The organism is Serratia sp. (in: enterobacteria), assembly GCF_052400455.1.
Lineage (GTDB): Bacteria > Pseudomonadota > Gammaproteobacteria > Enterobacterales > Enterobacteriaceae > Serratia > Serratia ureilytica.
This window is the reverse complement of sequence record NZ_CP185812.1, coordinates 2,875,016-2,899,169: the sequence shown is the minus strand read 5'-3', so window position 1 is coordinate 2,899,169 and position 24,154 is coordinate 2,875,016. Positions and strand designations below refer to the sequence as shown.

General features: G+C 58.7%; 24 protein-coding genes and 1 riboswitch. Of the genes, 9 read left to right on the top strand and 15 right to left on the bottom strand.

Features of this window, described 5'->3' with window-relative positions; genetic code table 11:
- Positions 1-91 precede the first annotated feature (91 nt).
- Entirely contained in the window at positions 92-910 is an 819-nt protein-coding gene (gene rlmA / locus ACORQT_RS14030) for a 23S rRNA (guanine(745)-N(1))-methyltransferase (RefSeq protein ID WP_033643386.1), read from the top strand.
- A gap of 61 nt (positions 911-971) precedes the next feature.
- On the opposite strand, the gene mntP is transcribed toward rlmA, so the two are convergent.
- From mntP to manX, 5 genes are all read right to left on the bottom strand, one after another.
- Positions 972-1,541, bottom strand: a complete 570-nt coding sequence (gene mntP, locus ACORQT_RS14025; RefSeq protein WP_025159822.1) for a manganese efflux pump MntP — start codon at positions 1,539-1,541, stop codon at positions 972-974.
- Positions 1,542-1,552: 11 nt separating this feature from the next.
- Positions 1,553-1,735: riboswitch (yybP-ykoY riboswitch) on the bottom strand.
- Positions 1,736-1,953: 218 nt separating this feature from the next.
- A complete protein-coding gene (locus ACORQT_RS14020) occupies positions 1,954-2,412 on the bottom strand; it encodes a DUF986 family protein (protein ID WP_033643385.1) in 459 nt (152 codons plus the stop codon).
- A 56-nt stretch (positions 2,413-2,468) separates the two neighbouring features.
- On the bottom strand, positions 2,469-3,311 hold the full coding sequence (locus ACORQT_RS14015; RefSeq protein WP_033634889.1) for a PTS mannose transporter subunit IID: 843 nt from the start codon (positions 3,309-3,311) through the stop codon (positions 2,469-2,471).
- A 15-nt stretch (positions 3,312-3,326) separates the two neighbouring features.
- The gene (locus ACORQT_RS14010; protein ID WP_033634888.1) at positions 3,327-4,127 is read right to left on the bottom strand and encodes a PTS mannose/fructose/sorbose transporter subunit IIC; all 801 of its coding nucleotides are present in this window, start codon (positions 4,125-4,127) and stop codon (positions 3,327-3,329) included.
- A gap of 56 nt (positions 4,128-4,183) precedes the next feature.
- Positions 4,184-5,143, bottom strand: coding sequence for a PTS mannose transporter subunit IIAB (gene manX, locus ACORQT_RS14005; RefSeq protein WP_042784756.1), 960 nt, complete (start codon positions 5,141-5,143; stop codon positions 4,184-4,186).
- Between the two features lie 562 nt (positions 5,144-5,705).
- On the opposite strand from manX, the gene ACORQT_RS14000 reads away from it, so the two are divergent.
- A complete protein-coding gene (locus ACORQT_RS14000) occupies positions 5,706-7,250 on the top strand; it encodes a TerC family protein (protein ID WP_033643383.1) in 1,545 nt (514 codons plus the stop codon).
- Positions 7,251-7,266: 16 nt separating this feature from the next.
- Here the strand turns inward: ACORQT_RS14000 and ACORQT_RS13995 are convergent, their stop codons facing one another.
- The 4 genes from ACORQT_RS13995 to pabB all read right to left on the bottom strand — a co-directional run bounded on the left by ACORQT_RS13995 (position 7,267) and on the right by pabB (position 12,880).
- On the bottom strand, positions 7,267-8,853 hold the full coding sequence (locus tag ACORQT_RS13995; RefSeq protein ID WP_033643382.1) for an EAL domain-containing protein: 1,587 nt from the start codon (positions 8,851-8,853) through the stop codon (positions 7,267-7,269).
- 267 nt (positions 8,854-9,120) lie between these two features.
- A complete protein-coding gene (gene sdaA / locus ACORQT_RS13990) occupies positions 9,121-10,485 on the bottom strand; it encodes an L-serine ammonia-lyase (RefSeq protein WP_025159820.1) in 1,365 nt (454 codons plus the stop codon).
- Positions 10,486-10,931: 446 nt separating this feature from the next.
- Entirely contained in the window at positions 10,932-11,510 is a 579-nt protein-coding gene (locus ACORQT_RS13985; protein WP_042784755.1) for a CoA pyrophosphatase, read from the bottom strand.
- Positions 11,507-12,880: an aminodeoxychorismate synthase component 1 gene (pabB, locus tag ACORQT_RS13980; protein WP_042785722.1), complete on the bottom strand. Its 1,374-nt coding sequence runs from the start codon at positions 12,878-12,880 to the stop codon at positions 11,507-11,509. Before pabB ends, ACORQT_RS13985 begins: the two co-directional genes overlap by 4 nt.
- A gap of 525 nt (positions 12,881-13,405) precedes the next feature.
- Between pabB and ACORQT_RS13975 the strand changes: the two genes are divergently transcribed.
- Complete coding sequence (locus ACORQT_RS13975; RefSeq protein WP_444859183.1) at positions 13,406-14,407, top strand: glycosyltransferase; 1,002 nt, start codon at positions 13,406-13,408, stop codon at positions 14,405-14,407.
- 70 nt (positions 14,408-14,477) lie between these two features.
- Positions 14,478-14,717 carry a YoaH family protein gene (locus ACORQT_RS13970; RefSeq protein ID WP_033643378.1) on the top strand — a complete coding sequence of 80 codons (240 nt, stop codon included), beginning with the start codon at positions 14,478-14,480 and terminating at the stop codon, positions 14,715-14,717.
- 34 nt (positions 14,718-14,751) lie between these two features.
- On the opposite strand, the gene purT is transcribed toward ACORQT_RS13970, so the two are convergent.
- Positions 14,752-15,930, bottom strand: a complete 1,179-nt coding sequence (purT, locus tag ACORQT_RS13965) for a formate-dependent phosphoribosylglycinamide formyltransferase (RefSeq protein WP_164057337.1) — start codon at positions 15,928-15,930, stop codon at positions 14,752-14,754.
- 246 nt (positions 15,931-16,176) lie between these two features.
- On the opposite strand from purT, the gene cspE reads away from it, so the two are divergent.
- From cspE to yebF, 5 genes are all read left to right on the top strand, one after another.
- Positions 16,177-16,386, top strand: a complete 210-nt coding sequence (gene cspE, locus ACORQT_RS13960; protein WP_004927572.1) for a transcription antiterminator/RNA stability regulator CspE — start codon at positions 16,177-16,179, stop codon at positions 16,384-16,386.
- A gap of 147 nt (positions 16,387-16,533) precedes the next feature.
- Entirely contained in the window at positions 16,534-17,916 is a 1,383-nt protein-coding gene (gene dbpA / locus ACORQT_RS13955) for an ATP-dependent RNA helicase DbpA (protein ID WP_033643376.1), read from the top strand.
- A gap of 88 nt (positions 17,917-18,004) precedes the next feature.
- Positions 18,005-18,328, top strand: a complete 324-nt coding sequence (locus tag ACORQT_RS13950) for a YebG family protein (protein WP_033643375.1) — start codon at positions 18,005-18,007, stop codon at positions 18,326-18,328.
- A 39-nt stretch (positions 18,329-18,367) separates the two neighbouring features.
- On the top strand, positions 18,368-18,676 hold the full coding sequence (gene yqfB / locus ACORQT_RS13945; protein WP_004927562.1) for a N(4)-acetylcytidine aminohydrolase: 309 nt from the start codon (positions 18,368-18,370) through the stop codon (positions 18,674-18,676).
- A 70-nt stretch (positions 18,677-18,746) separates the two neighbouring features.
- Positions 18,747-19,106 (top strand): protein YebF, encoded by a 360-nt coding sequence (gene yebF / locus ACORQT_RS13940; protein WP_004927560.1) that lies wholly within the window; start codon positions 18,747-18,749, stop codon positions 19,104-19,106.
- 57 nt (positions 19,107-19,163) lie between these two features.
- On the opposite strand, the gene ACORQT_RS13935 is transcribed toward yebF, so the two are convergent.
- The 5 genes from ACORQT_RS13935 to mdtH form a co-directional block, all read right to left on the bottom strand.
- Positions 19,164-19,727, bottom strand: coding sequence for a lipoprotein (locus tag ACORQT_RS13935; RefSeq protein ID WP_016927416.1), 564 nt, complete (start codon positions 19,725-19,727; stop codon positions 19,164-19,166).
- Between the two features lie 152 nt (positions 19,728-19,879).
- Positions 19,880-21,520, bottom strand: coding sequence for an ABC1 kinase family protein (locus ACORQT_RS13930; RefSeq protein WP_108680919.1), 1,641 nt, complete (start codon positions 21,518-21,520; stop codon positions 19,880-19,882).
- Between the two features lie 34 nt (positions 21,521-21,554).
- The gene (grxB, locus tag ACORQT_RS13925) at positions 21,555-22,202 is read right to left on the bottom strand and encodes a glutaredoxin 2 (RefSeq protein WP_033650938.1); all 648 of its coding nucleotides are present in this window, start codon (positions 22,200-22,202) and stop codon (positions 21,555-21,557) included.
- A 127-nt stretch (positions 22,203-22,329) separates the two neighbouring features.
- Positions 22,330-22,578 (bottom strand): hypothetical protein, encoded by a 249-nt coding sequence (locus ACORQT_RS13920; protein WP_033643371.1) that lies wholly within the window; start codon positions 22,576-22,578, stop codon positions 22,330-22,332.
- A gap of 73 nt (positions 22,579-22,651) precedes the next feature.
- The gene (gene mdtH / locus ACORQT_RS13915) at positions 22,652-23,857 is read right to left on the bottom strand and encodes a multidrug efflux MFS transporter MdtH (RefSeq protein ID WP_033643370.1); all 1,206 of its coding nucleotides are present in this window, start codon (positions 23,855-23,857) and stop codon (positions 22,652-22,654) included.
- Positions 23,858-24,154 lie beyond the last annotated feature (297 nt).

Below are 24,154 nucleotides of genomic sequence, written 5' to 3'. Positions count from 1 at the left end.
TGTTGGCGATGAAAGCGAGCGGGGATGCGCCTTGCATCAAACCGGCGCCTTCTTTAGACTAGCCGCGCCCTGTCTCTCTGGAAGCCCATTCATGTCTTATCAATGTCCCCTGTGTCATCAGCCGCTGCATTTTTCGTCTCAACAATGGCGTTGCGACAGCAATCATCAGTTCGATCAGGCCAAAGAGGGCTACGTCAATCTGCTGCCGGTACAGCACAAGCGATCGAAACAGCCGGGAGACAGCGCGGAAATGATGCAGGCGCGGCGCGCGTTTCTCGACGGTGGGTATTATCAGCCGCTGCAAGCGCAGGTGGCCGAGTGGCTGGATGTGGCGCTGGCGGCCGATGCTGGCGCGTTATTGGACATAGGCTGTGGGGAAGGGTATTACACCGCCGCCGTGGCCTCACGGCTGGCCCAGGGGCGCAATATGGCGGTCTATGGGCTGGACGTCGCGAAGGTGGCGATCCGTTATGCCGCCAAACGTTATCCGGCGGTCTCGTTCTGCGTCGCCTCCAGCCACCGTTTGCCGTTCGCCGACGGGGCCTTGGATGCGGTCTTGCGCATCTACGCCCCTTGCAAGGCGCAGGAGCTGGCGCGGGTGGTGAAGCCGGGCGGCGTGGTAGTGACGGTTTCGCCGGGCCCGCGTCATCTGTACCAGCTGAAAGAGCGGGTGTACCAGCAGGTGCAGCTGCATGCCGAACAGGACGAACAGTTCGATGGGTTCGACTGCGAGCGCAAAGAGGCGCTGGCCTATACGATGACCTTGCCGGGCGCGCAGGCCGCCAACCTGCTGCAGATGACGCCGTTCGCCTGGCGCGCCACGCCGGAGGTGCAACAGCGGTTGGCCGAAGGCGGGGAGTTTGTGTGCGAGACGGATTTCGTCCTGGCGCTGTACCGACGTCGCGCTTAAAAGGCGCGCGTCCAGAAACAAAAAAACCTGCCGCGGCAGGTTTTTTTGCAGTTCGGTCGCCTCAGGCCAGGTAGCCGAGGTGTTCCAGCAGGATGTTGACGCCAATACCTATCAGCACCACGCCGCCGAGGATCTCGGCGCGTTTGCCGAGCAGCGGGCCGATAAAGCGGCCGATCATCATGCCCAGCGTCGCCATGATCATGGTGGCGCAGCCGATGGCCATCGCGGTGTGCACGATATTCACCTGCAGGAAGGCCAGGCCGACGCCGATCGCCATGGCGTCGAGGCTGGTGGCGATGGCGGTGGCGACCAATAACCAGAAACCATGGCGTTTGACCTTCTCTTCTTCGTCGGGCCTGTTGCGCACCCCTTCGACGATCATGCGCATGCCGAGAATGAATAGCAGCGAGAAGGCGACCCAGTGGTCCCATTCCATGATGTATTGGCTGGCGAACAGGCCGATGGCCCAACCGATGAGCGGGGTGATCGCTTCCACCACGCCGAAGATCAGGCCGGTGCGGATCGCTTCGCGAAAACGGGGTTGATGCAGGCTGGCGCCTTTGCCGATTGAAGCGGCGAAAGCATCCATGGACATGCCGAAAGCGAGAATAAGCGTTGCTGAAAGGTTCATGTGAAATAGCCTCGGCCGGGTGGCTCCATATACACGTAACCCACCCCCAACCAAACGACGGAGTTACGTGTCTATGGTCTCGCCAACCTTACCTGGCTGCCCGCACCACGTTTCATACGGCGAAACGAGTATGTTGATACGGGCGTTTCTGGTTTTTATTCTCCAGAAACCGGCTACTCCCCAATGACGGCGCAACCATACCATATTATTTCAGCCATCGACAACCTTATTCTTTGGCAATATTGGCTCTTAATTGAGACTCGTTTTCATTAATCTGAGTTCATGGGGGAATATAATGTAGCTGGGGGTAACAATGTTGCGGAAATAATAGTCAGAAAAGAAATGGCGCTGCCGATTAATTGTCCACAAGCAGCGCGGGGTTTGAGCGATAACGGAATGGATTTATTTTTATTTATTGATTATCAACGAAAAAGTGATAAATCTTCTCCAGGTCGTCCAGGTGAGTTACCTGAACCAACAGCCGGCGCTGTTCCAGGTCGATGGCCAGAATGCCATCTTCCGATAAATTCATGGCTTTAATGCGGTTATATTCGACAAACACATTGGCGAAGAAAAAACCGTGCGCTTTAAACACCATCTTGGGTGAGCGAATATAAGCGATATAGATGGCGAGCAGCGCCAAAGAAATAAGCAGGTAAGTGGTTAATGCCGCGCCGTTGGTGGTGACGTTGCGGTAAATCAGAATGGCGATCAGGCCGACGAAAATCAGGCTGTCGAGCCGGTTGCGGCGTTTGAGCGGCACTTTGAGCCGCGTTTTGCCTTTCAGCAGATCCATGCCGAATTCGTCATACAGCGAATACAGCAACAGCAGGGCGATGAACAGCATCAGTACGGCGTCGGTCAGTGACATCTCTTGCGCTCCACACATAAAAAAGCCGGGGGTTGCCCCCCGGCCGTTCCGAACGATTACAGGCCCAGCAGGCCAATCCAATAGCCAAAGATACCGATGACGAAGAAGCCGATAATGATCCACAGCGCGTTGACTTTCTTGCGCAGCAGCCACATGCAGGCGAAGGTCAGCAGCAGCGGCACCAGGCCCGGCATCAGCTGGTCGAGGATAGTCTGCACCGTGGTGACGTTGGTATGCCCGGTCTGGTCGGTTATCTTGGACACCACCAGCGGGATATTCACGTGCGTCCACTTGTTGACCAGCGCCCCCATCACAAACAGGCCGAGAATGGACGCTCCTTCCGTCAGTTTTTGCAGGAAACCGCCGCCCATGTCGTTGACGATATCCACCCCTTTACGGTAACCGTAGGCCACGCCGTAGTAACGGGTCAGCAGGCGCACCAGGTTGAACAGCACGAAGAACAGGATCGGCCCGAGCAGGCTGCCGCTCATGGCGATGCCGGCGCCGAGCGCGGCGAACACCGGCCGCACGGTGCCCCAGAAGATCGGGTCACCGACGCCTGCCAACGGCCCCATCAAACCGACCTTGATGCCGTTGATCGCGCCGTCGTCGATCGGCGCGCCGTTGGCGCGTTGCTCTTCCATCGCCATGGTCACGCCGAGCACCGGCGCCGCCACGTAAGGGTGCGTGTTGAAGAACTCGAGGTGGCGTTTGATCGCCTGTTTGCGATCGTCATTGTTTTCCGGATACAGGCGACGGATCACCGGCACCATCGAGAAGCAAAAACCCAGCGCCTGCATGCGTTCGAAGTTCCATGACCCCTGGAACAGGTTAGAGCGCAGGAATACGCCGCGAATGTCGGCCGGCGTGAGTTTCTTTTGAGCAGTTGTATCAACCATTTCTCTCACCTATTCCTAGTCGAGTTCGTTATCGAGATCGTTCGCGTTAGCCGGGCCGGCCTGGACAACCTGAGATTTGTTGTATTTCGGGCTGAGCTGGATATACAGCACGGCCATCACCACGCCGATGACGCCGAGCGCCACCAGGTTAAAGTTGGTGAAGGCGGCGGTAACGAAACCGAGATAGAAGAACGGCATCAGGTAGCCGGCGCGCATCATGTTAATCACCATTGCGTAACCGACCACGACGATCATGCCGCCGGCGATGTTCAGGCCGCTGGTGACCACTTCCGGGATCGAGTTGAGCAGGGCGTGTACCCCGGCGGTGCCGACCGAGATGGCGACGATGACCGCAGGGATGGCGATACGCATCGCCTGCAGCAGCAGGGCGCCGATATGGATCCAGGTGATGGCGCGCAGGCTGCCGCGCTCCGCCGCGCTGTCCGCCGCGTGCTGGAAGGCCACGGTGAGGGTGCGCACGATGATGGTCAGCACCTGGCCGGCCGCCGCCAGCGGAATGGCCAGCGCGATACCGGCGCCGACGCTCTGCCCACCGGCGATGACCAGTATGGTCGAGATGATGGACGCCAGGGCGGCATCCGGCGCGACCGCCGCACCGATGTTCATCCAGCCGAGGGCGATCATTTCCAGCGTACCGCCGATGATGATGCCGGTTTTCATGTCGCCGAGGATGAAGCCGATCAGGGTACAGGCGACCAGCGGGCGGTGGAACTGGAATTCGTCGAGGACGGAACCCATCCCGGCGATACAGGCAACGATAAATATCAGCACAATCTGAAGAGTGGTGATCTCCATTGCACTTCTCCTATGACCAAAAAAGCTCTGAGTAAAATAATCAGCGGCTGGCGCCACTAATTGAGTTTGTTAATCAGGTCCATCATTTTTAGCCGGCTGTCGGACGAGACCTTACGCACCTCCAGCTCGATACCGCGGTCGTTCAGCTTCTTAAACGCTTCGATATCTTTTTCATCGACGGAAACGGCGTTATTCACCTGGGTTTTCCCCTGACGGAACGCCATGCCGCCGATATTGACGGATGTAATCTCCACGCCGCCTTCCACCAGACGCCAAACGTCGGTCGGGTTGGTGAATAACAGCATCACGCGATCGTTGGCGTATTTCGGGTTGTTCCAGACGCGGATGGCCTTCGCCACGTCCACCACGTGAGCGGTGACGCCCGGCGGGGCAACCTGGGTCAACAAGGTTTTGCGCACATGGTCGGCGGCAACCTCATCGCTGACGACGATGATGCGGCTGACGTTGGTCTCTTTGGTCCAGCGGGTGGCGACCTGGCCGTGGATTAAGCGATCGTCGATACGCGCCAGGCCGATTTTCATGTGATCGTTCGGCCCCAACGGCGCCTGAGGAGCAGCGGCTTTCGGGGCGGGTGCTGCGGGTTTTGCGGGTTCTTCCTGCGGTTTTTTCAGCGCTTTCACGCCTTCACGGCCGGTTTCCAACGCCAGCGCCACCAGTTCATCGAAAGCGGGGTTATCGTCCCGCGCCATGAAGGTTTCCACCAGCATCGGAATGTTGACCCCGGTGACGACCTCATAGTTGTCTTTATCGACCGCAATGCGGCTGGCGGCGTTGAACGGGCTGCCGCCCCAGGTATCCACCAGGAACAGCACGCCGCCGCTGGTATCCAATCCACTGATTTTTTCGTTGTACTTGACGATTAACGTTTCGGCATTCTCACCGGGAACGAAGTCTATAAAGGCGACGTTGTCCTGCTCGCCCAATAGCATCTCCGCCGTTTTCAGCAGTTGTTCCGCTGCAGCCCCGTGTGTGCCGATGATAATAGCTATTGCCACTCGCTACCTCCTCGTTGAACTCCAGGCACGGTGTGTATCGTTCTTCCGTGCCGTCTTGGCAGTCACTTCCGCGGTTCAGATACATTATGGTAGAAAAAAAGAAACGCACGCCTAACATTTCTCACGCAGTTTCAAATGCCTGTGCGCGATACTTCACGAACGCGTCATTTATTTTAGTGAGTGAAAAAATATTTTTTGTGACGCTGCTCCGCTATTGAATGCTCGGATAAATCTTAGCGGTCGTGGGCGAGATGACAGGGCGCAACCTTAAACCGCCGTTGAAAAAGCCGCTTTGTCCGCCAGAAAAATCCTGATACAGTAATTTCCTCTTTCATCACTAAGGAGTGAAGGGCCTCAGCCCTCCCTATGGACTGTCACCGAAGTTACTGTTTTTCCAGGTTTCACCCGCCACCTGCTGGCGTTACATATGCTGTTCGGCCGCTCGGCCACCACCCGGTAATCCCATCCCGTCACCTTGCTATTGTCGACTGCGCCCATGCAGCGGCGGCATCGTCACGTCTGAGCCTCCTGCGCTCGTTCCCACTTTTCTCTGGAGTCTGATATGGAATTTTTAATGGACCCCTCTATTTGGGCGGGGTTGCTTACGCTGGTGGTGCTGGAAATCGTGCTGGGCATCGACAACCTGGTGTTCATTGCCATTTTGGCCGACAAGCTGCCGCCGAAGCAGCGTGATAAAGCGCGCATCATCGGCCTGTCGCTGGCATTGCTGATGCGTTTGGGCCTGTTGTCGGTGATCTCCTGGATGGTGACGCTGACCACGCCGCTGTTCAGCGTCGGCGATTTCAGCTTCTCGGGCCGCGATCTTATCCTGCTGTTCGGCGGGGTGTTCCTGTTGTTCAAAGCCACCATGGAGCTGCATGAACGGCTGGAAGGGCAGACGCACCAGGACGGCGCCAACCGCGGTTACGCCAAGTTCTGGGCGGTGGTGGTGCAGATCGTCATCCTCGACGCGGTGTTCTCGCTCGATGCGGTGATTACCGCCGTGGGCATGGTGAACGATCTGCCGGTGATGATGGCGGCGGTGGTGATCGCGATGGCGGTGATGCTGTTGGCGTCCAAACCGTTGACTAACTTCGTTAACGCGCATCCGACCATTGTGGTGCTGTGCCTGAGCTTCCTGTTGATGATCGGCCTGAGCCTGATCGCCGAAGGCTTCGGCTTGCATATTCCTAAAGGTTATCTGTACGCCGCGATCGGCTTCTCGATCCTGATTGAATTGTTCAACCAGATCGCGCGTCGCAACTTCATCAAGCATCAGGCGCGTCGCCCGATGCGCGAGCGCACCGCGGAAGCGATCATGCGCCTGATGGGGCAGCAGCGCGCGCAGCAGACGGACGATGCGGTCGCCTTGCCGCGGGATGAAACCTTTGCGGAGGAAGAGCGTTATATGATCAGCGGCGTGCTGACGCTGGCCTCGCGCTCATTGCGCAGCGTGATGACGCCGCGCACCGAGATTTCCTGGGTCGATTGCGAGCGCTCCCGCGAAGAGGTACGCGAACAGCTGCTGGACACGCCGCACAGCCTGTTCCCGGTGTGCCGCGATTCGGTGGATGAGATTGTTGGCGTGGTGCGCGCCAAGGATCTGCTGGTGGCGCTGGAGCAGGGTGAAGATATCGCCGAGTTCGCCGCCCGCACGCCGCCGATCGTGGTGCCGGAAACCATGGACGTCATCAAGCTGTTGGCGGTGCTGCGTCGCGCCAAAGGGCGTCTGGTGGTGGTCACCAACGAGTTCGGCGTCGTGCAAGGGCTGGTGACGCCGCTGGACGTGCTGGAAGCGATTGCCGGTGAATTCCCGGACGAAGATGAAACCCCGGACATTGTGGCGGAAGGCGACGGCTGGCTGGTGAAGGGCGGGACCGACCTGCACTCGCTGGAACAGGCGCTGGCCTGCGATGACCTGGTGAGCCCAACCGCGGACTACGCCACCCTGGCGGGGCTGCTGTTGGCCCACTACGGCCAGATGCCAGTGGTGGGGGATACTATCGAGCTGAACCACCTGCGTTTCGATATCGTCGACGTCTCCGAATACCGCATCGAACTGGTGCGTGTCACCCGCGTCGTCTTTGACGAGCCGACGCAGTCGTAACCCGTTCGCCGGAGGCTCAGGCCTCCGGCGGATCCTCTTGCGCATGCCTGACGCGCGATTCGTACTGTTGCAACCATAGCGGGAAAACGTGGATCGGCATCGGTTTGGCGAAATAATACCCCTGCAGGGCATTGACCTCGCGTGAGCGCAGGTAGTCAGCCTGTTCCGCCGTTTCTACCCCTTCAGCCACCAACTTCAGCTTCAGCCGCTGCGCCAGCGTAATGATGGTGTCGGTCACCGTTGCGTTTACCGCGTCGGTGCCGATGGCCGCGGTAAACCCGCGGTCAATCTTCAACACGTCCGGGCTGAGGTTTTTCAGGTAGCTCAGCGAACTGTGGCCGGTGCCGAAATCGTCGATGGCCAGCATGATACCCATGTCTTTCAGCGTCCGGATCTGGTCATGCTGGATGGCCGACAGCGCGGTGCGCTCGGTCAGCTCCAGCATCAGTGACGGCATTGGGTGCGCCGGCAGCCAAATCTGGCGGATATCGTCGATGATGTTGAGCGTTTTAAAATGCTCGGCCGCGACGTTGATGCTGATGTAGAACGACGGCCGCGGCGGGAATAGCTGCAGATTTTCCGTCACGGTGTTCATCAGATAGCGGGTCAGCGGAATGATCAGCTCATGCTGCTCGGCCAGCGGGATAAACACGTCGGGCGAGATCCACCCCTGCCGTTTCTTTTTCCAACGCAGCAGCATCTCGACGCCGGCGCAGCGGCCGGTATCGCTGTGAATGATCGGTTGGCAGTAAACGCGGAACTCCCGGTGGGTAATGGCATGGCCGATGTGATAAGACAGGCTCATACGGTTAGCGGTGAGCAGGTAGACCACATAGGCCGCCAGCAGGCTGATCAACAGCGCCAGAGGAATATGGCGCGGCAGTGCGGAAAACGCCAGCATGCCGACCTGCGGGCCGAACAGCGAAATCGAGAACGGGTACCGCTCGGAACCGGCGGTGTAACGCAGATCGTTGGTCAGGGTGTCGCGGCGCAGGATTTCACGGCGTCCGTATTCCAGGCTGCTGTCGGCTACGTTCAGCACCATTCGCTGAACATAAGGCTCCTGCGGTTCGAGTAAAAAGTTCGATAACAGCTCGATATTGAAGACGTGCAGAACGCCGCTGGTTCTATCGCCGGGGGAGGGTGTCCACATCACCAACGTGGGCAGTCCTTTGCTCACCGCCAACGAAGGGCGCAGCGCCAGCTTGACGTTGCTGTTGACGAAAATCGGCAGCACGGCGGCCAACTGATAATGACGGGCGCCAAACAGGCTGGAGCAGTAGATGACGCCATTTTTTACCAGCAGCATGGCGCGCAGCGCCTGATTTTGCGCGGCGCGAAAGCGTAGGGTCGATGAGACGTTCTCGCAGGGTTGTTCCAGCATGTCCATACTGCGTTCCGCCTGCAGCTGTGCGGGGGACAGCAGCTGGTCAATCTTGCCGACGGTGCGGGTGGCCAACGTTTGCTGGCTCTGCTCGATGCTTTTGACCTCTTGATAGTAACGGGTATACAGCGATACCAACAGAATAGCCGCGCCCACCGCTCCGGCCAGCAGCCAACGGTAGTAACGATATTGGGACGCGGCGAGGTGGGTCATCAACATCCGGTAAATCCTTGTTCGGTAATCCAGCTCCGAGTCACGGTCAGGCCATAGATCCTTAAGTTGCGCTCGGCTAATTCTAGCCTGAGGTTATACAAGATTGATGGTAACTCAGTAAATTATTTCGATTTGGCAAAACAGAAGGTCAATTTGCAGGCTAACCGCCGGATCGATGAGAAAAATGCAGGATTTTTTCTGGTGACATTGTCACAAAAACGCTCAATGAATTGATTACCCATAAAAAACCCCGCCGGGTGGCGGGGTTGTCGGTCAGTCGCATTGCACCTTGATAGCCAGGCCGCCGCGTGATGTTTCTCGATACTTGGCGTTCATGTCTTTGCCGGTTTCATACATGGTCTCGATCACCTTATCCAGCGAAACGCGCGGTTCGCTGGTGCGGCGCAGGGCCATGCGGGCGGCATTGATCGCCTTGACCGAGGCGATGGCGTTGCGCTCAATGCACGGCACCTGCACCTGGCCGGCGACCGGATCGCAGGTCAGACCCAGGTTGTGTTCCATGCCGATTTCCGCCGCCACGCATACCTGCTCAGGGCTGCCGCCCAGCAGTTCGGCCAGGCCGGCCGCCGCCATGGAGCAGGCAACGCCGACTTCACCCTGACAGCCGACTTCGGCGCCGGAAATGGAGGCGTTCATCTTGTACAGCGCGCCGATGGCGCCCGCCGCCATAAAGTAGCGGATATAGATGTCCGGGCTGACGGACTCGATGAAGTGATCGTAGTAAGCCAGCACGGCAGGCACGATGCCGCAGGCGCCGTTGGTCGGCGCGGTGACGACGCGGCCGCCGGCGGCGTTTTCTTCGTTAACCGCCAGCGCGAACATGTTGACCCAGTCGATCACGTTCATCGGATCGTTGGACAGCTTGTCCGACGCCACCAGCATGCGGCGCAGCGCGGAGGCACGGCGCGGCACGCGCAGCGGGCCCGGCAGCACGCCTTCGGTGTTCAGACCGCGATCGATGCAGGCGCGCATGGTTTGCCAGACGTTACCGAAGTAGGTGTCGATCTCTTGCTTGCTGTGCAGCGCCAGTTCGTTCTGCATCACCATGCCGGACAGCGACAGCCCGGTCTCGCGACAGTGGTCGAGCATTTCGCGCGCGGAATTGAACGGATAAGGCATTTGCAGTTCTTGCTCGGCGGCCTTGCCGAAGTTCTCTTCATCGACGATGAAGCCGCCGCCGATAGAGTAATAGGTCTTGCTATACACTTCTTTATCGCCGGCGAAGGCGTGGACCTGCATGCCGTTTTCGTGCAGCGGCAGGTTGTCGCTGCGGAAGACCATGCCGCCGTCGCGCGGGAAATCGACTTCATGCAGGCCGTTGGCCAGCATCAGGCGTTGACGTTGTTCTACATCGCGAATAAAACCCGGGATGCTATCGATATCGACGGTGTCCGGCATGTTGCCGGCCAGGCCGAGAATGATAGCGATATCGGTATGGTGACCTTTGCCGGTCAATGAGAGTGAGCCGTAAACGTCTACGGCAACACGCGTGATAGAAGGCATCAGGCCTTTATTTACCAGATCGTCGACAAACTGTTTGCCGGCTTTCATCGGTCCAACCGTATGAGAGCTGGACGGGCCGATGCCGATCTTAAACATGTCGAAAACGCTAATCACGCTAAAACTCCTTAAAGAGACGTATTGTTATGGCTGCGGCGGTTAAGAACCGCGCAGGGAACAGCGATATTGTAAAAGGGCCGTGCGGGTTCGGCTGCCTTTTTCGCATGAAATTAAATAATCCGTGGTGTCGCTTTTTTTACTGATTACCCGGGGCGAACCCTTGTGCGGGGCATCCGCTTTCGCCCAAGCTCCATTAACGGTAATCGCGCCAGCTTTCCTTGCTGAACGCCGCCGGCTTAATCCCTGTTTCTACAGTGGTTTATCTCGGACGGTGGTATTTTACAGGTATTTCGTAAGGTTTAAGAGAGGGTTTACAGTTTTTTTAAAACCATTCAACCGGAACGGTAGTTGAAAAAGCGATCAAATGAAGTGATTTCGATCGCTTTACCCGCAGCGGAGGCCGGCAACCGTGCCAGATTGCGAGTCAGATCACGCAATGCCGGCTAAATACTGACTTGCTGCGCCAGGCGGCGAATGATGGCGGCGGTCAGCCCCCAGATAAACTGGCTGTGGTACCAGGAAAGGTAAATCCGGTGCGTATGGCCGGCGCGATGAATGTCCAGCGGGTAGTAACGCGACAGGGTCAGCGCCTCCCGCAAAGGCATTTCAAACACGTCAGCCACTTCGCCTTCGTTGGCGCGGAACTGCACGTCCGGCGAGACCAGGCCGACGATAGGCGTGACCTGAAATCCGGTGCTGCTGTCGAGCGGCGCCATTTGGCCGAGTATAGTAACCGCCTGCGGCGGTATCGCCACTTCTTCCTGCGCTTCTCGCAGCGCCGTCACGATCGCCGACCCGTCTTCATCGTCGGTTTTACCGCCGGGGAAGGCCACCTGGCCGGCATGTTTGCGCAGCGAGTCGGCGCGGCGGGTCAACAGCAGCGTCGGCTCGGCGCGACAGACGATCGGGATCAGCACTGCGGCCGGGCGCACATTGTGCGAGATCTGCGCCGCCTGCGGCAGCTGCAGTTGGAAACGGCTGATAAAGGCGTGCAGTGAAGCCGGTGCATTTGGTGGGATCACGACTGGGCGCACTCCCCGAGCTGCGGCAGAATGCGGCCAACCTTGTCGAAGGTCTCCTGATATTCCGCCTGTTCCTGGCTGTCCGCCACGATGCCGCCACCGGCGGAGCAATGGATGCGGCCGTTTTCGGTGACGAGCGTGCGAATAGTGATGTTGGTGTCCATGGTGCCGCAGGCGCTCAGGTAACCGATGCTGCCGCAATAGGCGTTGCGACGCTGCGGCTCCAGTTCTTCGATGATTTCCATCGCCCGCACCTTGGGCGCGCCGGTGATCGAGCCGCCGGGGAAGCAGGCGCGCAGCAGTTCGGTCGCCGAGGCGGTGTCCGGCAGGGTTGCGGTGATGGTGCTCACCAGGTGGTGCACCGCCGGGAACGGCTCCACGACGAACAGCTCCGGCACGCGCACGCTGCCGGGCTGGGCGACGCGGCCGATATCGTTGCGCAGCAGATCGACAATCATCAGATTTTCAGCGCGATCTTTGGGCGAACCGGCCAAACGTCGAGCCTGTGCGGTGTCTTGTTCCGCGTCCGCCAGCCGCGGCAGCGTGCCCTTGATCGGGCGGGTTTGGATGCGCTGCTGCTCCAGCCACAGGAAGCGCTCGGGAGAAACGCTCAACACGCTGTTGTGCGGCAGACGCAAGAACGCGGAGAACGGCGCGCGGTTGCTTGCGCTCAATCGGCAAAACGCCTGCCATTCATCTCCCTGATAGTCTGCGGAGAATCGCTGCGCCAGATTGATTTGGTAACAGTCGCCGCTGCGCAGGTAGTGCTGAATGCGTTGGAACTTCTCGCCGTACTGCTGCCGGCTCATATTGGCGCGCCAGTCGCTCAGCAGCGTGAAAGGGCGTGCCGCAGGCGCGGTTTGGCTATTGAGCCAGCGCCAGCGCTGTTCCACGTCGCCATAGCTGAGCAGCGTCAGCGTTTGCAGCCGGTGGTCGGCGATCAGCGCCCAGTCATAAATGCCCACCGCCATGTCCGGCAAGGTGAGGTCGGCTTCGGCCAACTGCGGCAAGCTTTCCACCCGCCGCCCAAGATCGTAGCCGAACAGCCCCAGGGCGCCGCCCTGAAACGGCAGATCCGGATTAAAGGCCGGTTGCCAACCTTGCGCCACCATCTGCTGTTGCAACAACTCAAACGGATCTTGTTGCGACCGTATTGTTACGTCGTCACTTGTGATTTCTGTGGTGGCGCCATGAGTCGTGAGAGTAATGCGCGGCTGCGCGACCAGAATATCGAAGCGGTTGTGCGAATGGTCGGCAAAGCCCGAGTGCAGCAGCATCGCCCAAGGCTGCGATGAAAGCGGGGCAAAAAGCGTCATCAGGGCGCTGCGATGGTAGGGCAAAGACTTTATGTTTGGGGCGGTTACGCTCATGAACGTCAATAAACCTGGCTGTGAAGACGGCAATATCTGGCGGCTAGTGTGCCATAGACGGCCATGGCATGCATGTTTTGCCATACGAGACATGCAGCACACCTCACATAAACGGCAGTTCAATAAACCTGAAATAAGGCATTTTTTGCGCCATTGTTTATACTTCGATATGTTAAAAATTTAACGTCAAAATAACTGGAAGCATTTTTCACCGAGGGCGCAAGACCCGAGAAATATAAAGACAACTCGTTAATTTCACACTTTTATTGTTGCTCGCTGTTATTAAGTGGGCGATGCGAAACGGTTTTGCCTGTGTTTTTTAAGGTGGCCGTCTTGTGAAAGTTATTCCTTGTTGTGGAACGCTTTTCTTGTAGAAAGCATGAAAAGACAAACAAGATGAATCTTATTTAGCTCGCGGCGGAAATGTGAATGTTTGCGTCATATTTCGCTCGGGCGCTGAAGCGATTTCTATTTTTCAAAAAAATAAAATTATCATTTTGTTACATTATTATTGAAGAGCTGCCTATGTCGTTAATGCTGAGCGTCATCGTCCCGATGCACAATGCGGGAGAACTGTTAGAACCTTTCCTGGCTTCGTTGCTTGCTCAACGAGAACAGCGGTTGGAGGTGATCATCGTTAACGATGGTTCCACCGACGGTTCGGGGGAGGTCGCCCACCGCTATGCGGCGGCGCATCCGCATATTCGGGTTATCGATCAGGCGAACGCCGGCGTTTCCAATGCGCGTAATGCCGGGCTCGCCGTTGCCCGAGGAAAATACGTGGCGTTTCCCGACGCTGACGATCTGCTGGCACCGGAAATGTATTCCACGCTGCTGGAGCAGGCCGAACGGCACCAATTAGGCGTGATGCAATGCAATGGCGAACGCTATTTTGCCAGCGAGGACGAATTGCAGCCGATTTTTCCTCAGGAGCGTTTACGCACCACTGATGTTATCACTGGCGTTCAATGGTTCGAACGCGCGTTGAAATCGCGAAAGTTTATTCACGTTGTGTGGTTGGCGATATATCGTCTCGATTTTATCCGCCAGCATCGGCTCTATTTTGAACCGGGCTTACATCACCAGGATATTCCCTGGACGACGGAGGTCATGTTTAATGCCAAGCGGGTCAAATATTTAAGCACGCCGCTGTACCGCCAACGGGTGCACGACAAGTCGATCAGCAATCGCCGTCGCACCGGCAAGGCTAACGTGGATTATCAGCGCCACTATATGAAAATCGTCGAAATGCTGGAGCGGCTCAACCTGCGTTATGCGAGCACCATCGCCATTCGGCCGGCGTTCCATTGGCAGATCACCCGCGAAGCGCTGGGGATTTGCCACAGCATTCGCCGTGAGCCGGATCCGGCCGCTCAGAATCAGATTACCGAAGAGTTTTACCAACGTGGCATCGACAGAGCGATGCTCGCCAATGCGCGCGGCGTGAAGCAGGGGTGGCATGTCATGCTGTGGCGGCACCGTTTAAAGCAGTGGCGCAACGATAACGGCTGTTCACAGCCGGCCTGAGGCACAAGACGTTGGGATCCGCCGCGTTAGCGCGTATACTCCTTCTCCCTTTTGCCGGAGAGAACGACACATGCATGCAGGTATGCCATTACTGAGCCACGCGGAGCAGCAGGAAGCGGCGGATCGCATCCATCAGCTGATGGAACAGGGCATGAGCAGCGGTGAGGCCATTGCTCGCGTTGCGCAGGAAATTCGTGAGAAGCATCAGGGCGCTCATGTCGCGGTGCTGTTCGATGACGAAGACGAACAGCAGGATGCCGCGCCGGAGGCGTCGCGGGATGACGATGCTGAAGAAGACGAAGACTATTGATGTTATCGGGGCCGCGCAAGCGGCCCCGTCAGTTTTAGCGGTTGACCGCCACGGCGGCGGCGGCCTGTTTCGCCAGCTCCACCGCGAGTTCCGTGGTGTCCGCCGTTGCCAGCGCTACACCCAGGCGGCGCTGGCCGGCGATTTCCGGCTTGCCGAACAGACGCAGCTGGTTGTGCCCGCGCAGCGCGTTTTCCAATCCGCTGAAGCGCACATCGGTGCTGGTGAGCTGTGGCAGGATCACCGCTGAAGCGGAAGGGCCGAACTGGCGGATAGCGCCGATCGGCAAACCGAGAAACGCGCGCACGTGCAGGGCGAACTCAGACAGATCCTGTGAAATCAACGTGACCATGCCGGTATCGTGCGGGCGTGGCGACACTTCGCTGAAGATCACGTCGTCGCCACAAACGAACAGCTCCACGCCGAACAGCCCGAAGCCCCCCAGGGCCTTCACCACTTTCTCGGCGATAGCCTGGGCCCGGCTCAGCGCCGTAGCCGACATGCGTTGCGGCTGCCAGGATTCGCGGTAATCCCCATCCTCCTGACGGTGCCCGATCGGCTCACAGAAATGCACGCCATCCACGGCGTTGATGGTCAGCAGCGTAATTTCAAAATCAAATCTTACCAGCCCTTCGACGATCACCCGGCCACCGCCGGCACGGCCGCCCTGTTGGGCGTAATCCCAGGCGCTTTGCAGCTGTTCGGGCGTGCGGATCAGGCTCTGGCCTTTGCCGGAAGAGCTCATCACCGGTTTGACGATGCACGGGTAGCCGATATGCTCAACCGCCTGGCGGAAGGCGATTTCACTGTCGGCAAAGCGGTAGCTGGAGGTGGGAAGACCGAGCTCTTCCGCCGCCAGACGACGGATGCCTTCACGGTTCATGGTCAGGCGTGTGGCTTCGGCGCAGGGCACTACGCGGTGGCCCTGGCGTTCAAGCTCGACCAGCATGGCGGTGGCGATCGCTTCGATTTCGGGAACGATATAGTCCGGCCGCTCGTGTTCGATGACGGCTTTCAACGCGTCACCGTCCAGCATATTGATGACGTGGCTGCGGTGCGCCACATGCATGGCCGGCGCATCGGCGTAGCGATCGACGGCGATCACCTCCAGACCGAGGCGCTGGCATTCAATGGCGACTTCTTTACCCAGCTCGCCTGAGCCGAGCAACATGACGCGGGTGGCGGAAAGGCGCAGGGCGGTTCCAATCGTTAACATAGTTTCGTACCTGGATCGGTGAAAGTAAGCGGATTGATGATCGGCGGGCAGTATATACGAAAACGATTGCGCGCGCAGCCGCCGCGCCGGTTTTGTTGCTAACTGGCTGTTTTTATAACAAACAGAAATATTTGCCCTGTATGAGCGATTGTGCGTTAATAACCGACGGCGAAAGAAGGCCTACTTATCGAGAGGTTTTCGCGTCTCGTGCCGTCAAGGCAGGTTTATCAAGTAAAGGAAACACAAATGAGCAAGATCACTGGTCACGTTAAATGGTTCAACGAAAGCAAAGGTTTCGGCTTTATCACCCCTGCCGACGGCTCTAAAGACGTTTTCGTTCATTTCTCCGCTATCGTCAGCGATGGTTTCAAGACCCTGGCTGAAGGCCAGCAGGTTGAGTTCTCCATCCAGGACAGCCAACGTGGCCCAGCCGCAGCCAACGTCGTTGCGATTTAACGACTGCGTTGCCAAGAAACCCGCCGCCGGCGGGTTTTTTTATGCCCGCACCCCGTAACGCCGCCCATCTCTGTTATCATTTACCGCTGATTCGGCGCTTACCTGCGGGCGCGCCGCCATTCCATTCGTCATATAAGAGTTATCGCCGTGAGCACAGTTTCTTTTTCTTCCCTGCCGCTGCCAGCCGAACAGTTGGCCAACCTCAACGAACTGGGGTACGCCGAAATGACGCCGGTACAGGCCGCCGCATTGCCCGCCATCCTGCAAGGGCGGGACGTGCGCGCCAAGGCGAAAACCGGCAGCGGTAAAACGGCGGCCTTCGGCATTGGTCTGCTGAACAGTATCGTCGTCGGTCAGGTCGCCACGCAGGCGCTGGTGCTTTGTCCCACCCGCGAGCTGGCCGATCAGGTGAGCAAAGAGCTGCGTCGCCTGGCGCGTTTTACGCAAAACATCAAGATCCTGACGCTGTGCGGCGGCCAGCCGATGGGGCCGCAGCTCGATTCGCTGGTGCATGCGCCGCACATCGTGGTGGGGACGCCGGGCCGTATCCAGGAACACCTGCGCAAGAAAACGCTGCAGCTGGACGAGCTGAAGGTGCTGGTGCTGGATGAGGCCGATCGCATGCTGGACATGGGGTTCGCCGACGACATCGACGATGTGATCAGCTATACGCCGCCGCAACGTCAGACGCTGCTGTTTTCCGCCACGTACCCGGCAGGCATCGAGCGCATCAGCGCGCGCGTTCAACGCCAGCCGCTGAGCGTCGAGGTGGACGATGGCGAAGCGCAGACCTCCATCGAACAACGCTTTTATGAGACCACGCGCGATCAGCGCCCAGCGCTGCTGGTGTCGGCCATTCGCTATCATCAACCCGCGTCCTGCGTGGTGTTCTGCAATACCAAACGCGACTGTCAGACGGTGCTTGAGGCCCTGGAGGCCCGCGGCATCAGCGCGCTGGCGCTGCATGGCGATCTGGAACAGCGCGACCGCGACCAGGTGTTGGTGCGTTTCGCCAACCGCAGTTGCCGGGTACTGGTGGCGACCGACGTCGCCGCACGCGGGCTGGATATTAAAGAGCTGGAGCTGGTGGTCAACTACGAGCTGGCGTTCGATCCCGAAGTGCATGTGCACCGTATTGGCCGTACCGGCCGCGCCGGCATGAGCGGGTTGGCGATCAGCCTGTGCACGCCACAGGAAATGGCGCGTGCGCACGCGATTGAAGACTATCTGCAGATGAGCGTTGACTGGTCGCCGGTGTCCGAGCTGAGCGGGGCGGCCAACGGCTCGCTGGAGGCGGAAATGGTGACGCTGTGCATCGACGGCGGCCGCAAGGCGAAGATCCGTCCCGGCGATATTCTCGGGGCGCTGACCGGTGATGCCGGGCTGACGGCGGCGGAAGTGGGCAAGATCGATATGTTCCCGGTGCATGCCTATGTCGCGATCCGCAAAGCCAGCGCGCGCAAGGCGCTGCAACAGTTGCAGCAGGGCAAAATCAAAGGCAAAAGCTGCAAGGTGCGGCTGCTGAAATAAGCCAAGGGCGGGCGGCGGTTTGCCTTCCCGCCACGATCTATTTATACTGTATATAATAACAGTAATTTGAGTATTTGAGGACGCACGCATGGCGGTTGAAGTTAAATATGTGGTGGTGAGAAACGGTGAGGAAAAAATGACTTTCGCGAGCAAGAAAGAAGCCGACGCCTACGACAAAATGCTGGATCTGGCGGACAACCTTGGGGAGTGGCTGCAGCAGGCGCCGCTGAACCTGGATGACGAACAGCGCGAAGGGCTGAGCTTCTTCCTGGCGGAAAACAAGGATGCGCTGGGCCTGATTCTGCGCGGCGCATCGCCGGCGGAAACCCTCAAGAAACCGGCGGAAAGCAAAGCGAAAAAAGCGGCCTCTACCCCAAAAGAGGGATCTGCGTCAGAAAAGCAGGCGGCATAATGACTTATGTTGCGGTGTTGTGATGAAAAAGGATCTAAAATGAGCCGTGAAATAACTTTCTTCAGCCGCTTTGAGCAAGACATTCTGGCCGGGCGTAAAACCATCACCATTCGGGATGCCAGTGAATCGCATTTTGAACCGGGCGAGGTATTGCGCGTCAGCCGCAATGAGGACGGCGTATTTTTCTGCTTTATCGAAGTGCTGTCGGTAACGCCGGTGCGCCTGGATGCGCTGACCGAACGCCACGCACAGCAGGAGAACATGTCGCTCGGCGAACTGAAGCAGGTGATCAAGGAAATCTATCCGGGCCTGGATGCGCTGTTTGTCATTGAGTTCGTCAAACGGTAACCCTTTGCCGAAGCCCTGTTGTGAGCCAGGGATGGGCGCCCGGATAGCGCTAATCACAACGGGAGGACATATGAAAAAAACGGGTTTGGCTATCGCCTTGTTGGCCATGATGGGAGCATCGACGGCGGTGTGGGCGCAGGATCACGAACAGCGCGCCGCCAAGGTGGGGCAGTGTGCGGGCCTGCAGCCGGCGGATATCGCCGCCCAGGTCAAGCGCGACTTCTTGCAGAACCGCATTACGCGCTGGGAGTCGGACAAAAAGCTGCTGGGTACCGCAACGCCGATTGCCTGGGTTAGCCCGGATGCCATCAGCGGCAAGGATCAGGTATGGCAGGTGCCGTTGACGGTGCGTGGCACCAAGGCAGATAAAACCTACAACGTGACGCTCAACTGCAACACCGGCGAAATCGCCTACAGCGCCCCACAGTAACGCTTTCCCGGCAGTAAAAAGCCCGCCGAGCGGCGGGCTTGATGTTCTCAGGCGGCGTCAGTCGCTGAACGGAATCACCAATTCACCCGGTTTCACTTCCAACCCTTTCGCCAGTTTTTTCGCCAGCGCTTCGGTTTTGCTGTTGTCAGGATTCAGCACATAAGCCGGCTTTTGGTCGAAGTAGGATTTCAGCGACTGGTTCAGATACGGCGTCAGCGCTTTCATCACCGTCTGCATTTTTTCCGGCTGCACGCTGTAATCGGTCAGCTCCATGTCCTTCAGGAAAATGGCGCCCTGCGCCCGGTCATAAACCGGCTGCGCCTTCAGCGTCAGCTTCAGATCAGCGGTCTGCGGGCCGAGAATCGACGTGATGTTGACCTTGGCGTCGCCGGAAAGGGTGACTTTACCCGGTTCGCTGCGGCCGATCTGGCTTTGCAACTGAGTCAGCACGATGTTGGCGTCCAGCAGGCCGGGCACGCCGATTTGCTTCTGATAGTCGTTATGTTTCTGCAGGTAGTCATTCACTTCCTGCTCACTCAGGGTGTACTGGGTCAGTTGATTGCAACCGGCCAATACGCCGGCGAACAGCAGGGCGGCTGCGCCCATCAGGATCTTCTTCATTAATGCCTCATTGCGACTGCTGGCGAAAAGTGCTGCAGATAATTGATTAATCATTATAAACGCTCCGCCTGCGCGTGAAAACGGCAGGCGGCGGTATGGCGGGAATAGTGCGCGTAAAACAGGGCGAGACCTATCGGATAACGCCGAAAGCGTCAGCGCCTTAATCGCAGCGCCAAGAGGATCACGCCGGCCAGGCAGGCTGCGCCTCCCAACAGCGGGAACAGCGGAATGCCCCACAGCCGCAGCGACGAATGCATCAGATAAGGCGCCAGCCCCAGGGCAAAAGCGGCGGTGACGATGGCGATGGCCAGGGTAACGGCGCTGCGCTCCAGCGCTTTGCTCAACTGACCGAGGTTCTTGACGTTAATATCGGCATTGAGCTGCCCGCGTTTCAGGCGGCGCACCAACAGCCGCAGGGTTTGCGGCAGCTCCTCTCCGGCGTCGAGCGCTTCCCCGCCCAGGGTCAAGAGCCGTTGGCGCACGGCGTCTGGGGCATAACGTTGCAGCACCGTTTGTTGCAGCATCGGTTTGAGCGTGGCGACGATGTCAAAGGCCGGATCCAGCCGGTGCAGCACGCCGTCGGCGGTGATTAAGGCCTTGAACAGCAGCACCAGATCCGGCGGCAGCGCCAGCTGGTGCTCACGCGCCATCACCAACAGGTCAGTGAGGGCTTTGCCGAGCGTCAGGGTGGCGGCGGCCTGCTTGTCGAGAAAGTTTTGCGCCGCCAGCTCCAGGTCCATCAGATCCAGCGGTTCGCTGTCCGACCAGGCGATCAGCGTGTTGACGATGCCTTCGGACTGACGATCGGCGATGGCCTGCAGCAGCAGGAGCAACTGGTTGCGCCGCCGTTCGGACAACTGACCCACCATGCCGAAGTCGATGAAGCCGACGCGATCGCCGCTCAGCGCCATCACGTTGCCGGGGTGCGGATCGGCGTGATACAGCCGGTGCTCCAGCACCATGCTCATAAAGGCGCGGGCGCCGCGCCGCGCCAGCAGCGGGCCGTCAAATCCCGCTTCCGCCAACTGCCGGGGGTTCTCCGGCGCGGTGCCGGGCAAGTATTCCTGCACTAACAGACGCGGGGAAGACCATTGCCAATAGATTTTCGGCACGACCACGTCGGGTTCACGCGCAAACATGCCGGCGACGCGATCGCAGTTATGCCCTTCATGGGTCAAATCCAGTTCATGATTGAGCGCCGTCGCCAGCGCTCTGACCATCTGCCGTGGTCGATAGCGCGCCAGCGCCTGACTCTGCTGCTCCACGGTTTCCGCCAGCGAGGCCAGCAGCCGCAGATCGGCGTGAATGGTTTTTGCCAGGCCGGGGCGCAGCACTTTCACCACTACCTGTTCGCCGCTGTGCAGGCGCGCGCGGTAAATTTGCGCCATCGACGCCGCGGCCAGCGGTGTGCGATCGAATTCGGCAAACAGCTGCTCGGGATCATCGCCGAGATCGGCAACGATCTGCGGCGCCAGCATTTCCCATGGCAACACCGCCGCCTGGCTGTGCAGACGATCCAGTTCGTCGGTCCAGGCCGGATCCAGCAGGTCAGAACGCGTGGCCAGGATCTGGCCGAATTTGACGAAGGTTGGGCCGAGCGCCTCGAGCGCTTCGCGCAGCCGCTGAGGGAGGGGCTGCGCGCTCTGCCGTGCGGGCTCACCGCGGGCGCCATGCAGCAACGCCCCCAGGCCCAGCAGGCGCAGAACGTCTTGCAAACCATAACGAATCAGAACGGAAGTAATTTCCTTCAGCCGCGCCCGATCGCGAGCGGTGGCGAGCACCATTTTCAGCATCAGTACGCCATATCCTTTTTGTGACTGTCGAACGTTATTGTTCCATATCCAGCAGCAACGGCACTTCGCTGCGCTGCGCCATGCGGTTGCGGTAGGCTTCCACGTTGTCCGGCAGGGCAACCCCGGCGACGATCGACAATGAGCGCAGCAGCGGGAACAGATGAATATCGTCCTCAGAAAGCTCGCCGTTCACGGCGTCGGCGGAGACGATCAGCGGTGACAGCGTTTGCAGGTCGGCCTCCAGTTCGGCGATCAGATCGGCGCTGTTGGCGAGATGCTCGGCGAAATCACCGATTGACGCCTGCTTTTTATCGATAAAGTAACGGCGGGCGCTGTCGGTGGCAAATTCTTCGAAATCGGCATGCGCAATACGCGGCAACAGCAATTTGGCCGCATAACTGTCGACCCGGCGCAACCACTCGGCGATGGCCGGGTTGGTGCGGCCGGTCAGCACCGGTTTGCCGTCCAAGCCATCGACATAGCGCACGATATCCAGGCTTTCCGGCATTGCTTCGCCGTCGTCTTTGATCAGGATCGGCACCATTTTTTTGCCAATCAGATTGAACGGGGTCGTCTCATCGTCGTTGAGCAACGTGACCAGGCGAATCGGCAGATGTTTCAGGCCGAAAATCATGCGGGCTTTAACGCAGAATGGGCAATGATCGTAAATGAACAGTTTCATGCTTGCTCCGGGTTGTCAGGTTTTAACAGCAATAGTTACCACAGCTTATCGAGGCTGTCTTGAAACGCGTGTGTTGGATGGTGCGTTATTGCGATATTGCCCGCGCAACAGGCGCGGGCGAGGAGTGCTATTTCTTGACCGGTACCGAGTTGAGCACATCGATCAGGTGAATGCGGGCTTGTTCCAAATCGATCTGATCGCGTTCGTTTGCGGCGGTGACGACCTGCAGCTGTTTGATAATATCGTTTTTCAGGCCGGCGTCGCTGGCGAGGATATGCGCCAGCGCCTTTTCCACCAGGGTGGAGCGCGCATAAATCATGCGCAAGTTCAGTATCATATGTTCGAGTAGTTGCGGTAATTTGGCTTCTTCGCTCATGCCGACGGGCTCCTGTGGGTGTTTTTACTAACAGGATAGCAGCTGTTGCCGATTCGGCCGGATTTCTATGGCGTTAGCCGCCGCGCAGTATCACCGACGCGTTGCGCCGCGGGCTGAATTGCCAGTACAGCGCCAGCAGCGTGGCGAAGCCGACGGCGCCGAGCAGCAGCCAGGGCAGCTCCGGCATGTTCATCATCCGCCCGGTATCGTACATCCAACCGCCGCCGGTATATCCCAACGCACCGCCCAACGCCAACCCGAGGCGGCTGAAACCCATGTAGCTGCCGCGCGCCCGCGGATCGGCCAGCGACGCGCTGAGCGTTTCGCGCGCCGGCTCGGCGATGATCGAACCCAGATAGAAACAGCAGATCAGCGTGAACACGCCTTGCAGGCTGCTGGCAAGGCCGATCGGCAGCAGGCTGAGCGTCATCAGCAGCAGGCCCGCCATCAGGCGTTGTTCAAGCCGAAAATGTTTTTCACCCCAACGCGCCAGCGGATAGAGCAGCGACAGCGACAGCGCCGCTTCGATCGCGTACATCCATTTCACCGCCGCCGGTGAGCCGGCAATTTCATTGACCACGATCGGCAGCATCAGCATCACCTGTACCGCCAGCATATAGTAGCCGGTCAGCGTCAGGACATAGGTGAGGAAGCGGCGATCGCGCACGACCCGCAACATGCCTTCTTTCATCGGTACGCGCACGGTGGAGATGCGATAAGCCGGCAGTAACCAGGCGTTCCAGCCTGCGGCCAGCACGAAGATCGCCGCCCCGACCCAGCAGACAAAGTGGAAATCGTATTGCAGCAGCCAACTGCCGATCAGCGCGCCGACTACCGCGCCGGCGCTGTCCTGCATCATCAACAGCGAGAAAAAGCGGCCGCGTTCGTGCGGACGGGTCAGTTTGATCACCAAAGCGGTGCGCGGCGGATCGAACAGCGTGCCGCCGAGGGCCGACAGCGCGCAGGAGAACCACAGGATCCACGGCGCATCGGCCATCGCCATGGTGGCGAAACCGGCGGCGCGCAGCAGCATGCCGGTGACGATCATCGGCTTGGCGCCAAAGCGATCGGCGACCGCGCCGCCAAAGATGCCGAGCCCTTGTTGCAGCAACTGACGCAAACCCAGCGCGATGCCGACGATCAGCGCGGCCCATCCCAGCTGATCGACGAAGCGGATCGAAATAAGCGGGAACACGACAAAGAAGCCTAAAACCACCAGCAGGTTGTCGAGCAACAGAAAATATTTACCCAAGCTGCGCGCTTGCGACACCAGAGACATGCATCACCATGAGCAATTAAGAGAGAGGGGGAAGGCAACCCCACCATTCTCTACCCAATTGGCGGACGGCGACAGGGGCGGAGTAGATAATATTTTTTTATCGTCAAGGTGTTACCTGAACTGCAAAATTGGCGGAAAAACGCCGTAAAACGCGTATTCGGCGATTTACTGAGCGGCCGGTATTTTACCTCGGGGGCGGCCTACGGTTATATTGAATGCAAGGGAGCGCGGTTCTGAGGCGCTATTGGCAACATAAAGTCATGGCCTCAGATCGGCGTCGGATAATTATCCTCGACG